4 protein-coding genes are annotated in these 13,757 nt (G+C 71.3%); all 4 read left to right on the top strand.

Going from position 1 to position 13,757, the window contains the following annotated elements:
• Positions 1-20: 20 nt before the first annotated feature.
• Positions 21-1,169 carry an ATP-binding protein gene (locus AB0D99_RS21215; protein WP_362364147.1) on the top strand — a complete coding sequence of 383 codons (1,149 nt, stop codon included), beginning with the start codon at positions 21-23 and terminating at the stop codon, positions 1,167-1,169.
• Positions 1,170-1,307: 138 nt separating this feature from the next.
• Positions 1,308-2,435, top strand: a complete 1,128-nt coding sequence (pheS, locus tag AB0D99_RS21210; RefSeq protein WP_362364144.1) for a phenylalanine--tRNA ligase subunit alpha — start codon at positions 1,308-1,310, stop codon at positions 2,433-2,435.
• A complete protein-coding gene (gene pheT / locus AB0D99_RS21205) occupies positions 2,435-4,963 on the top strand; it encodes a phenylalanine--tRNA ligase subunit beta (protein WP_362364141.1) in 2,529 nt (842 codons plus the stop codon). Before pheS ends, pheT begins: the two co-directional genes overlap by 1 nt.
• A gap of 241 nt (positions 4,964-5,204) precedes the next feature.
• Entirely contained in the window at positions 5,205-13,622 is an 8,418-nt protein-coding gene (locus tag AB0D99_RS21200) for a hypothetical protein (RefSeq protein ID WP_362364138.1), read from the top strand.
• Positions 13,623-13,757: the final 135 nt, after the last annotated feature.

The following is a 13,757-nucleotide window of genomic DNA, read 5'->3' as shown; positions in this document are numbered from 1 at the left end:
CGGAGGGGTGGGGAACGGGGATGACGGTCGGCACGGACAGTCCCGCACACGCACACAGTGTTGAGCCGCCTGCCCCGGAGGACCCGGACGGGGCCTCCACGACGACACCGGACGACCCCGGCATCGACCCCGACGACCTGCCCGACGGCCTCGTCGTCGCCGACGCCACCGGCCGCGTCGTCTGCTTCAACGCCGCCGCGAGCCGCATCACCTCCGTACCCGGCGGCCGGGCCATCGGCCTCCCGCTGGACGAGGCCCTGCCCCTGGAGGACCTCAAGGGCCGCCGCTGGTGGAGCCTCACCGACCCGTACGGCGGGCTCGCCACCCGGCGCGGCCAGCCCGAGCGCAACCTGCTGCTGCCCGGCGGCCGCGAGGTCCTGGTCTCCGCCCGCTACGTCCGCGAACACCCCACAGGACCCGTCCGCCGCGTCGTCGTCTCGCTGCGCGGCACCGAGGCCCGGCGCCGTACCGAACGCAGCCACGCCGAGCTCATCGCCACCGTCGCCCACGAGCTGCGCTCCCCCCTGACCTCCGTCAAGGGGTTCACGGCGACCCTGCTCGCCAAATGGGAGCGTTTCACCGACGACCAGAAGCGGCTGATGCTGGAGACCGTCGACGCCGACGCCAACCGCGTCACCCGGCTCATCGCCGAGCTCCTCGACATCTCCCGGATCGACTCCGGCCGGCTCGAGGTCCGCCGCCAGCCCGTCGACATCGCCGCCGCCGTCGGCCGCCACATCCAGGCCCACACCACCGGCGGTCAGTCCCCCGACCGCTTCTTCGTCCGGGTCCAGCCGCAGCTGCCCGACCTGTGGGCCGACCCCGACAAGGTCGACCAGGTCCTCGGCAACCTGCTGGAAAATGCGGTGCGCCACGGCGAGGGAACCGTCACCATCGAGGTGGCACCCACCTGCGCCACCACCGACGGAGAGAAGGGAACGGCGGTCACCGTGAGCGACGAAGGCCCCGGCATCCCCGAGGAGTCGATGGGACGCGTCTTCACCCGCTTCTGGCGGGGGAGCAAGCGCGGTGGCACCGGACTCGGCCTCTACATCGTCAAGGGCATCGTCGAGGCCCACGGCGGCACGATCACCGTCGGCCGCGGCCCCCGGGGCGGCGCCGAGTTCCGATTTATCCTGCCCGTCGGCGCCCCGGCCTATCTCGCCTGACGAGATCACGAGCCGCTCGGGCAGCCCACGGGCTCATTCGCGTCCTCGCACCCCGTTAGACTCGACCTTTGGCACGTTTGCGCCCTTGTCGTCGAGCGGGGCCGCGCCCAAGCCAGCCAAACGGAAGCACGGGAAGAGATGTCCGCACCCAATAAGTCGTACGACCCGGTCGAGGTCGAGGCCTTGAAACCGGAAGAGATCGAGCGCATGCGGGACGAGGCGCTCGCCGCCTTCGCCGCCGCGGGTGACCTCGACGCGCTCGCGCACGCGAAGGTCGCGCACACCGGTGGCACCTCGCCGCTCGCGCTGGCCAACCGGGAGATCGGCGCGCTGCCGCCGCAGGCCAAGGCCGCGGCCGGCAAGCTCGTGGGCCAGGCCCGCGGCGCCGTCTCCAAGGCCCTCGCCGCCCGCCAGGTCGAGCTGGAGGCCGAGCGCGACGCGCGCGTCCTGGTCGAGGAGGCGGTGGACGTCACCCTGCCGTACGACCGGGTCCCCGCCGGCGCCCGCCACCCGCTGACCACGCTCATGGAGCGCGTCGCCGACGTCTTCGTCTCCATGGGGTACGAGGTCGCCGAGGGCCCCGAGGTCGAGGCGGAGTGGTTCAACTTCGACGCCCTCAACTTCGTCCCGGACCACCCGGCGCGCCAGATGCAGGACACCTTCTTCGTCCAGGGGCCGGAAGGCACCACCGGTGACGAGTCCGGTGTCGTGCTCCGTACGCACACCTCCCCGGTGCAGGCCCGCACCCTCATCGACCGGGAGCCCCCGGTCTACGTCGTGTGCCCCGGTCGCGTCTACCGCACCGACGAGCTCGACGCCACGCACACCCCGGTCTTCCACCAGATCGAGCTGCTCGCCGTCGACGAGGGCCTGACCATGGCCGACCTCAAGGGCACGCTGGACCACATGGTCCAGGCGCTCTTCGGGTCCGACATGAAGACCCGGCTCCGCCCGAACTTCTTCCCGTTCACGGAGCCGTCCGCCGAGATGGACATGCTCTGCTACGTCTGCCGCGGCGAGTCCGTCGGCAACCCGGACCGCCCCTGCCGCACCTGCGGCAGCGAGGGCTGGATCGAGCTGGGCGGCTGCGGCATGGTCAACCCCAAGGTGCTCGTCGCCTGTGGTGTCGACCCGGAGAAGTACAGCGGATTCGCCTTCGGGTTCGGCATCGAGCGGATGCTGATGTTCCGCCACAACGTCGAAGACATGCGAGACATGGTCGAGGGTGACGTTCGGTTCACCCGGCCGTTCGGGATGGAGATCTGATGCGGGTCCCGCTTTCTTGGCTGCGGGAGTACGTCGACCTGCCGGCGACGGAGACCGGACGTGACGTCCAGGCCAAGCTCATTCCGGCAGGACTCGAGGTCGAGACCGTCGAGCAGCTCGGCGCCGGCCTGACCGGTCCGCTGGTGGTCGGCAAGGTCCTCACCATCGAGGAGCTGACGGAGTTCAAGAAGCCCATCCGCTTCTGCACCGTCGACGTCGGCCAGGCCAACGGCACCGGCGAGCCCCAGGAGATCATCTGCGGCGCCCGGAACTTCGCCGAGGGCGACAAGGTCGTCGTGGCACTGCCCGGCGCCGTGCTCCCCGGTGACTTCCGGATCGCCGAGCGCAAGACCTACGGCCGGGTCTCCCGCGGCATGATCTGCTCCGGCGACGAGCTGGGCATGGGCGACGACGGCTCGCACGGCATCATCGTGCTGCCGCCCGAGATCGAGATCGGCATCGACGCCACCAAGCTCCTGGAGCTGTACGACGAGGTCCTCGACATCGCCGTCACCCCCGACCGCGGCTACTGCCTCTCGATGCGCGGCATCGCGCGGGAGACCGCCATCGCGTACGGCCTGCCGCTGCGCGACCCGGCCCTCCTCGACGTGCCCGCGCCGAACTCGTACGGCTACCCGATCCAGGTCGCCGACCCGATCGGCTGCGACCGCTTCACCGCGCGTACGGTCGTCGGTGTCGCGCCCGAGGCGCGCACCCCGATCTGGATGCAGCGCCGCCTGCAGAAGGCCGGCATGCGCACCGTCTCGCTCGCCGTCGACATCACCAACTACGTGATGCTGGAGCTCGGTCAGCCGCTGCACGCCTACGACCGCACCCGGCTCGACGGCCCCATCGGCGTCCGCCGCGCGGCCTCCGGCGAGACGATCACCACGCTCGACGGAGCCAAGCGCGTCCTCGACTCCGGGGACCTCCTGATCACCGACAACACCGGCCCCATCGGTCTCGCCGGTGTGATGGGCGGTGCTCACACGGAGATCGCCGACCCGGTGACCGACCCCGAGACCGGCGTCGTCACGGGCACCACCGAGGTCGTCATCGAGGCCGCGCACTTCGACGCGATCTCGATCGCCCGTACGGCCCGCCGTCACAAGCTGGCCTCCGAGGCGTCCAGGCGCTTCGAGCGCGGGGTCGACCCGCAGGCCGGGGCGGCCGCGGCGCAGCGCTGCGTCGACCTGCTCGTGCTGCTCGCGGGCGGCACGGCCGAGGCCGGTGTCACCGAGATCGTCGCCCCGTCCGCGCCCCGCACGGTCACCATGCCGGCGGACCACCCGGACAAGGTCGCGGGCGTCTCCTACGGCCGCGAGACCGTCGTCCGCCGCCTCCAGGAGATCGGCTGCGACGTCTACGGTCAGGACGAACTGGTCGTCACCGTCCCGTCGTGGCGTCCCGACCTCTACGTGCCGAACGACCTGGCCGAAGAGGTCATCCGGCTGGAGGGCTACGAGAACCTGCCCTCGACGCTGCCCAAGCCGCCCGCCGGGCGGGGGCTCACCGAGCGCCAGCGCACCCACCGCCGGGTCGGACGCGCCCTGGCCGGCGCCGGCTACGTGGAGGCGCTGAACTACCCGTTCATCGGCGCGCAGGTCTTCGACCAGCTCGGCCTGGACGCGGACGACGCCCGCCGTCGCGTGGTCACGCTCGTCAACCCGCTCTCCGACGAGGAGCCCGCGCTCCGTACGACGCTGCTGCCGGGCCTGCTCGGCGCGCTGCGCCGCAACGACGGACGCGGCAGCCACGACCTGGCGCTCTTCGAGACCGGCCTGGTCTTCCGGCCGGGCGACCAGCCGGGCGTCGCCGTGCGACTGCCCGTCGACCGTCGTCCCACCGACGCGGAGATCGCCACGGTCACCGCCGCGCTGCCCGCGCAGCCGCGTCGCGCCGCCGTCGTCCTCGCCGGCGCGCGCGAGCAGGCCGGCTGGTGGGGCAAGGGCCGCCCGTCCGACTGGGCCGACGCCGTCCAGGCGGCGCGCACCGTGGCCGCCGAGGCCGGTGTCGAGCTGATCATCAGCGCCGACCAGCACGCCCCGTGGCACCCCGGCCGCTGCGCCGCCTTCCACGTGGTCGTGGACGGCGAGCAGGTCCTCGTCGGCCACGGCGGCGAGCTGCACCCGCGCGTCGTGAAGGCGCTCGGCCTGCCCGACCGCACCTGCGCGATGGAGCTCGACCTGGACCTGGTGGAGCAGGCGAACGAGGGACCGCTGAAGGCCCCGAGCATCTCCTCCTTCCCGGTGGCCACGCAGGACGTCGCCCTGGTCGTCGACGCGGCGGTCCCGACCACCACGGTCGAGGCCGCGCTGCGCGAGGGCGCGGGTGAACTCCTGGAGTCCATCAGGCTGTTCGACGTGTACACGGGCGACCAGCTCGGCGAGGGCAAGAAGTCCCTGGCCTACGCGCTGAAGTTCCGTGCCACGGACCGCACCCTCACGGTCGACGAGGCCAGCGCCGCCCGCGACGCGGCCGTCGCCCTCGCCTCCGCCCGCACGGGCGCGGTGCTGCGCGGAGCCTGAGCAGGACGTCATGGAAAGGGGCTGGCCCGGTCGATCGTCGACCGGGCCAGCCCCTTTCCGCAACCCGGACAATGACGCCACGTCAGCTCGATAGAATCGCACTCCGCCGCTGAGGTCATGAGCCACCGTCAACTGACGAACGCGCACGGGAGGTTGTGTCGAACGCGGCTGCCAGGACTGAGCGTGTGCGCGAACGGGGTGGGGAACGGTGGCGGCGAACGCGGAGGCTGGGGACACACCGGTGCCGTTGACCTTGGCCGGGGAGGCGACGGCACGGTTCATCAGGCAGTGCCTGACGAGTGGTGCCGAGATCGATCACGAGATCCTGAGGCCCGCTGCTCCGTTCGTGATCCTTCTCCAGCGCCGCTCCGTGCTGCTCTCCTCGACCGTGGCACCGCCCGACCAGTACGTCGGAGAGAGCGCACTCGTAGCCGAGCTGATGTCCCAGCTGGCGGCCGCGGCGATCGAAGCCCAGGACATCGCACTCGCCCAACTGGTGAACTGGTCGCGACAGGCTTGGTCGGCTCGCAGGTATGACATCTTCGATACGGGGCGGGCACTGCCGCCCTCGCTGATGCACCAGCTCTCGGAGCTGCTGCGCACCACTCCGTCACCCGTCATGCTCCAGGCCGCCGGTACGGTGCTGCTGCGCGCACTGGCCGAAGAGCTGCGCCGCTGCGCGGAGGAGCACGTCAAGCTCGACCGGCACGTCGGGCCCGAACTCTTCATGAGACCCGTCTCCACGTTCCTCGAGAGCCTGGAAGCCGGTGCGGCGGCGGGCCAGGGACTGTTGGACCTGACCCCCGAGGAGCGGGTCGCGCAGGCCCTCGCGGCCCTCGGAGGCACGGCGGCATCCAACGATGGCCAGACCGGCGCGAAGTGGCGGCGTCTCGTGGGGGCGGCCACCGACATCGCCGATCGTGCCGCTCGTATCCTGGAGCTGGCAGGCGAGTTCCGATGGCGCTCCATTCAGGTGCCGGATCTCCAGCGATTGGACTGCTCAGAACTCGCTCCGGAGCTCCTGCCGGTACTGGAAGCGGCTCTGCACCCGGACCCTGCCCCGGACGCGCCGCGCGATTCGCAGGGGGAGTCCCTGCTCGCTGCGCTCGCCGCCGAGGCGCTCGCCCTGGCGGAGCCCCAGGACCGCCACCAGATCGCCGTCGTGGCCCGGCTCGCCGGTCTCGACCCTCGGATCCTCGAACCCGCGCTCGCTCCTCTCGAGCGGTTGCGCGCACGTACCGAGGAGCTCCTGCGCGACGCGGGGGACACCGGTGCGGAGACCCTCGGCCCGCTGGGCGCGCTGGTCACCGATGCGCTGGCTCGCGGTGATGTGGAGGAGGCCGGGCAAGGCGTCGAACTGCTCGCCGAGGCGCGTACGGAGCTCGATGTCGCCCGGAAGCTCGAGCGGTTGCGGGCGGATCTGGGGCAGCTGTCAGCCCCCGACGACGCGGCCGCCCTCGACCTTCGGACCGCGGACCTGCACTTCGCGAACGGCGACACCGAGGCCGCGGCGGAGTATGTGCGTCGTGCGGAGGCCCGCCTGGCCGGCGGAGCCGTCGCGGGCGACGGCGGCGAGCCATCGCCGGCTGCCCGGACGGAGACACAGGTGAAGGTCGCGGAGACGCCCCCCGGGCTGCCGCTCGGCCCGCACCCGCAGGAGTCCGACGCGCACGCGTCGGCGGGATCCGTCGTGATCGGTACCACGGGCACGGCGCCACAGGGCGACGGGCCGGTCACGGCCATCCTCGAGGGCTGTCGCCCGGGGGCCACGCCCGAGTCCCTCGCCCTGGGGCTGTCGGCGTTGCAGAGACTGGGTGTGGAGGGTTCCTACGCGGAAGTGAGCCGTGTCGCTCGCCAGCTGACCTACGTCGCGCCGGGTGCCGCGGCGGACCTCCTGGAAGCCGCGGTCGACCGCTTCCCACCTGTCGCCCGCCCCGCCATGTGGCAACTGCAGGAGCAAGCCCTGCGCCTGGACGGTCGAAGCTCTCGCGCCGAGGAGGTGTTCCACCGCGGACACCCGCCGCTTCCCCCACCGGATCTGCTCTCAGCTCGCCCTCTGGAGACCTCCCCTCCCCTCGTACCTCGCCTCTCGTCCCTCACCGGCTCGGTGGTGGGCAACGCGTCCCTCGCCGAGGCCGCGCGGGCTGTCGCCGAGAACGATGCGTCGGCTGCGGCGGCCGCGTTCACCGCTGCGGGCCGCGCGGGGGTGAAGACCGCCCTCGGGCTTGCCGTGGGCTGGCATGTCCTCGCCGGTGATCCCGCCGCGGCACTCGGCGTCTATCGCGAACTCGCCTCACGTCAGTACCTGAATGCCGCAGCCGTGTGGAACATCGCTTGCGCCTACGCCTTCATCGGCGCGGACCGGCTTGCCGTCGACTCCCTCCAGGTGATGACCCGCGTACTCCCCGGGCGCCCCGCTCAGGCACAGAAGGAGGCCGCCGACCGCTACTGCGCGCGCGTGGGACTGCTCTCCCCCTTCGTGGACGCCGTGGTCCGAAGGGAGCAGGCCACGACGGTGGCAGGGGAGCAGACACGCGAGTCAGTCGCCAAGCAGATGTACGAGGGCGGGGACGTCGACGGTGCCGCCCGAGAGCTGCAGGCTCTGCTGCGTGACAACCCCTCGTCACCCGGTGCCTTCCTGATGCTCCGCATCTGCCGCGACCTCGGGGACCTGCCGCGTGCCGAGGCGGTCGTGCGGCACATCGCCGAGGCTCGAGGTGCATTGACGTGGCGTCACCACATCGAGCTCGCACGTACGGCGCTCGACAGGCGCTGCGCCGACTACGTCGTGGCCCGCCGGGAGCTTCACAGGGCCCGCGAGCTGAATGCCACCCACACCTGGATCGGCCCTCTGGAGCAGCGACTCAGGGACCTGGCGACGACGGTCCCGCACACCGGCGTGACGCCCGCCGACGACGCCTCTGCCACGGACGCCCGGCCCGCCACGGCGCCCGGGGCGGGGGAGTCGGAGCTCGCGCACGAGGGGCGTACCAGCCCGTACGACGGCATGAGTCTCAACGATGTCGTGGCCGGACTGCGTTCCGGAACGCTTCCTGCTCCGCGCGGTGCCGCCCTCGGCGATCTGCTCGACAAGGCGGTCGCGAGCCACGACGACTACCTGGTCCGTGACGTCGCTTTCTGGCTGATGGACGGTGGGAACCCGACGGAGGCGGTCCATCTCCTGGAACGCTGCCTGACCTGGGCGGCACCCGAGAAGATCCCGCGCGTCCTGCTCATCAGGGATCGTGCGGCCCTCGCCGCCGGCATTCCCCCCGCGGGGCTCCGACCGCCCAGCGCGCCCCGCCTCGCCGATTCAGGTCTTTCGATGCCCGGCCGACGGCTCCACCTGGAAGTGCGCAGGGGCCAGATCACGGGCCCGCCCGCGACGCAGCCCGCCATCCGGGCGGCCCAACAGCCTCTTCCCGGAGCCTCCCCCGACGACATCGCCGACGCGTGGGCGCGTGCGGCTCGTCTGCACCCCGTCGCCTTGAGTAACGCACTCGCCAAGCTCGTCGACGCAGGTCGGGCCGAGGAAGCCTTGAGGCTGCACGACGAACTCGCAGACACCCGGTGGCTCGGGGCCGGTGCCGCATGGAACCTGGGCTGTGCCTACGCGGCCACGGGTCGGCTCGAGGCGGCGGCCTCCGCCTTCGAGTATCACGCCAGGGTCTCCTCACGCCGTCTGGACTCCGGTCAGGCCGCCGACCTCCAGATTCTCTTCGCCGCGGTGGGCCGACCCGTGCCGACTTCCGCGGGGCGCAGCTACGAGCCACCCGTCCGTCACGCTGTCCCCCCGTCGGGGACCGTCGTGACGGTGCCGGCGTATCCATCCGGCGCGGGGGAGAGCGCGGTGCCGCCGCAGATCCCGCTCGCGCAGACGAATGCCTCGTCCCGTCTCTCCCAGGCGCTGGAAGCGGCGGAGTCCAGCGCGGCCCGGCTGATCGCCCAGTGCCGCAGCGAGCCGAGCGGTCACAACTTCCGGCTCGCGGCCGACGCCGCCCGGCGCGCCATGCGTGCCGGAGGTAGCGCTGACGCGGGCCGCTACGTGGCGACGATGCGGGAACTCTTCACGTATCAGCCGGACCCGCAGCCCGACACGGCCGCCGCCATGGCCATGGTCCTGGAGACGGCGGAGCGGTACGAGAACGCCTGGGAACTCCTGACGGAATGGATCGACCGGACCCGAGCGAATGCCGAGCTGATCGCGCCCGCGGTCCGTGTCGCCCGGGTGCTGGGCCGGGCCGAGCAACTTCGGGGTCTGCTCCAGCCGTACGACGAGCCGGGTGCGGGTTTCGAACTGCACCTCAACATGGCCAAGCTGGCGCAGCTGCTGAAGCGTGACGACGAGCTGGTGCGCCATGCCGACCTGGCGCTGCAGCTCAACCCGAACTGTGCGGAGGCTGCCGGACTGCTCCGCAACTCCGTGAGCGGCCTGCCGCGGCGCGATCCCAAACAGACGGTCAGCCTGCGCCAGAGGATCGCCGCGGCGCACACCACGCGTCAGCAGGCGGTCGAGCTGCTGGAGACCGAGTACGGCCCCACTCTCGCCGCACTCCGGGTCCAGGCGCTCGCTCGCTTCCGGCCGAGCGTCAGCCGTAGGACGCTGGAGCGCCGGCTCGGCAGTCGTCACCGGGAGGAGGCGACCGCGCTCCTCGCCGCGGCGGAGGAAGAGGACTGGGAACTCGCCTCGGACCACGCTCGCAATCTGCTCGACGCGCAGCCGCGTTCAGCGCTGCTCGCCAAGGTCACCGCGGACTGTCTGATCGAGGCCAGGCGGGACGACGAGGTTCGCACGGTCGCCTCACTCGTGGGATCCGACGCGGACTACCGGGAGATTCTCGTACGTCTCGCGTGCGCCAGGCGCGACCACGCCGAATTGGGACGGCTCATGTCAGGTGTCCGCGTGTGGCACCCCGACCGGACGGCGCTGCTCGCCCACGCGGGCGTGCTGGCCGAGGAAGACATGGGCGACAGTCCGGCGGAAGCCGCGCAGCTGCTGCTGATCCACGCGCGACTGCAGCCGCGCAGCGAGGTGTTGGCGGCACTCGCCGCTCTGCTGGCCCACCGCGCCGACCGCAACGAGCTGGTCGACGAGGCGATCGAACTGCTGCGGCGAGGGGAAGCTCCGCCGCTGGACGTTCTCGTGGACAGTGCGCTGGCCGCCCAGGTACCGGAGGCGATCAACAGGATCGCGCCACCGATCGACGCCGGCCAACTCCAGCGCATCGTCGACCACCTGGCAGCCGACCGCGTGCGGCTTGTCGGCTTCCTCCGTGCGTCGGCGGGCAGGACGGGCACGACCGCGGCACATCAGGTGGAGAAGCGGGCCCGAACACGGCTTCTCGGACGGTTCTACGCCGAGGACGGCATGCTCGCCTTGGCCATGAAGGCGTATCAGGAGGCTCGGGAAGCGGGTGCCGACCACGGTGAGATCCTGCTGGAGCTGACGGGCCTGTGCGCCGAGTGGGGCGCGGACGAGCCGGCTGAAGTGGCGGCACATCTGCTGGCCGGTGGCGAGGCCGGTGCTCCCTGGACCGAAGGGGAGGTCACGCCGGAGGCCGCCGAGCTGCTGGAGAGTCTTCGGGGGTATCGGGCCGAGCGGCGTGGCCAGGACCTGACGCGGGAGCTCGCGCGGGTCGGGGAGGCACTCGGCGCCGGAGCGAACGGGCCGGACGTGCCTCTGTGCCGACGCATGGGTCAGTCGTGGCAGCGGCAGGCGACACTGATCCTGTCGGCGAACGGGCGGGGCGACGCTCCGACGGCGCAGCCGGGTACTCCGGATCAGGACGTGGACGCGGCCATCAGGGAGGGAGACGCACGTGCCTGGGCCTTCGCCTCGTCGGCGCTGAGAGAAGCGTCCCTGCAGGTCCAGGAGTTCCTCCAGAGGCTGTGGGCCGCGACGGGGCGCGAACGGTTGCGCGGAGACGCGGCCGCCCACGGCCCGCTCAGCTGGCGGCAACACCTGGCGACCCGGCTCGAAGGTGGTCCGGTGGAGCTGCGTCTCCAGCTCAGGGCGGGCTCCGACGCACTCAGCGGGGTCACCGTAAGGGTCCAGGGGACGGACATCGTCGAGGTCGTCGGCCGCATGGAGCCGGGCGCGGTCGCCTCGCTGTTCCTGCTCGTTCCGATCGACGACAACCGCCTCTGTGTGGAGGCCCAGGGGATCCTTCCGGACCAGAGCACCGGTCGCGCCAAGGACTGTCCGGTGAAGGTGAGCGCGATCACGCGCCAGGAAGCACTGGTGTCCCGCTTCCGGCCCGGCGAACCCGTCAACGCCGAGATGTTCGTGGGACGGGCCGGGGAGATGGACCGCCTGCGGTCGACATTCGGTGCCGCGTGGCGCGAGTCCGTCCCGCCCTTGTCCATGACGGGCTCCCGCAGAGCGGGCAAGACCTCACTCATCCGCCAGATCACCCGGCTGTGGGGAGGGACGCCGGAGGCCCTGCTCCCCCCGGACCGCTGGCGAATCCCGAGGGTCTTTCCCGTGCTGCTCGACGGCCAGTCGGTCCACCCGGACTCCGATTCCCTGCTCACCTGGATCGCCAAGGAGGTACGCGATCGGGTGGAGGAACACTACGAGCCCGAGATCCCCGACCTCGGATTCCCCGAGGGACCGCACGCGGTCGAGTTCCGGCGCTGGTGGCGAGCGGTGCGCCGTGCGGTCTGGCCCGAGGAGAAGGTGGGACTGCTGCTCGTCGTGGACGAGCTGCAGGAGCTGCTGCGCAGGTACGGGGACCGCGAAGAGCTGTCGCGGGCGCTCGGGGACATCCGCCGCCTGCGACAGGACGGCACGCTGGCGCTGCTGCTGAGCGGGTCGTGCACGACGGCCCAACTCCGGGAGTGGCTCGCCGGGACACTGTCCCGGCAGGACTTCCAGAGCCCTCTGCGACTCGGCCCTCTCGACCGGCAGGCGACCCTCCAGGCCGTCCACCAGGGTTTCGCAGGCACCGGCGTCGATGTGCTGACATCCGCTGCCGAGCTGGTCTTCCAGTACACCGCGGGCCACCCCCATCACGTGCACATGGTCGGCCGAGGCCTCTGCGAGCTCCTGGAAACGCGGGACCGCACGGTCGTCGACGACGCTCTGGTGGACGAGGCGTTCGCGTGGGTGACCCAGCAGGAGGAGGCGGTGATGGGACTCCTCGACCTTGAGACGCAGGCGGAGGATTCGCTGGAACTGCTGTTCCGGATCGGTCAGGAGCTCGACACGGACGCTGACGAGGACACGGTCCGCGACGCGCTCATCGAGGACGCGCACCGCAGCCGCCTGGACGACTACCTCGACTACGGGCTCCTCGTCCGAGCCGGAACGAACCTCGCCTGGACCAACAGCGTTGTGGAGTCCTGGCTGGAACGTCGCAACGCCCCATGGGACGACGGTTCCACGGTCGTGCACGCGCACGAGAAGGAGCTCAGGCCTCAGTATCTCGTCACCCGCCGCTACGAGGGTTCGCCGACGAACGCATGCGAGGTGCAGTTGGCGAAGTCCCGGGATGTCACGTACATCGCCAAGCAGTACAGGGACGCGGCGGACGGCACGTTGCAGTTCGTCCATCAACTCCTCGACGTGCATGCCCCGACGGCGCAGGGAATGCCGGTTCAGTGGAAGCGGAACGGTAGTTGGCTGATCCACCGGAAGATCGCGGGGAAGTCGCTCGCCCTCCAGCTGCGTGGTGACAGCCCTTTGGAAGCCTGGGAAGCCGTGCGGTTGGTCATCGACGCCTGTTACACAGTGGCGCAGGTGTGGGACAGCTGCCAGATGTCGCACGGGGACATCCGTCCCGGGAATCTGATCGTGGCCGACGGCCGTCAGGAGTCCAAGCTGTACGTGGTCGGGTGGGGGCACGGCGGAGTCCACGTGGCTCACGAAACCCGACCGTTGTTGCCGGCGGCTCGGTCCGTCTACTACACGGACGCCACCCGTGAGGGACGGGTGCCGGGGCCGGCTGACGACGCCTTCGCACTGGCCCTGGTTCTGTACCAATTGCTCCACCCCAAGCAGCGGCTCCCTTGGGACGGGACGAACGAGGCGGACGGGGAGTATCGTCTGGAACTCGACCATGTCCCACAGCGAGTTCGACCGATTCTGACCGTCGCGCTCGGCTACGCCGGACAACGCTACAGATCAGCGGGTGAGCTGGTGGAAGCCCTCCGATGGGCTCCGCCCGACGAGACCGTGGCGGCGCCGGAGCGAGCCCCTGGACTCGCCGCCATCGTCAATGTCAACGCGAGCAACGCATCCAGCAACACCACATCGAACCAGGTGAACAACCCTTCGGAGGTACAGGTGGGCAGCGGCAACATCGAGATCTCGGCTCCGGTCACGGGCTCGGCGGTCGGAGAGAACATCGACAACAGCAACAACTCGTCCTCCTACGCGTCCAACACCGCCGCGACGGAGGGGGGCGAGGACTTCGCCACCCTCGTGGCCCGGTTGCGGGCAGAACTGGCCAACGTACGGCAGGAGTTGGCCCCGGGCGACGCGCGTGATGTGGACGCGAGCGTCGACGGCCTCGCAGAGGAGGCTGCCAGCGACGAGCCGAACCCCGGCCGCGTCCGTCGACTCGCCGGGCTCGCACGCGGGATTCTGGAGACGGTGGGCGGCGCGGCAGCCGCGATCGCCGTGGTGCAGGCCATCACCAACGGCTTCGGAGCCTGATAGCGCTGCCCCCGGAAGGGGCCGGCCCGGTGACCACCGGGCCGGCCCCTTCCGGCGTTCCCGGGGCGTCCGCGTCCCGGGCCTCTTCGGCGTGCCCCGGCGTCGGGGCCGTACGGGCGTCCGGAGGTCCCTCAC

It is taken from the genome of Streptomyces sp. NPDC047971, from assembly GCF_040653355.1.
In the GTDB taxonomy this organism is placed as follows: Bacteria; Actinomycetota; Actinomycetes; order Streptomycetales; family Streptomycetaceae; genus Streptomyces.
This window is presented reverse-complemented; position numbering and strand designations above follow the sequence as displayed.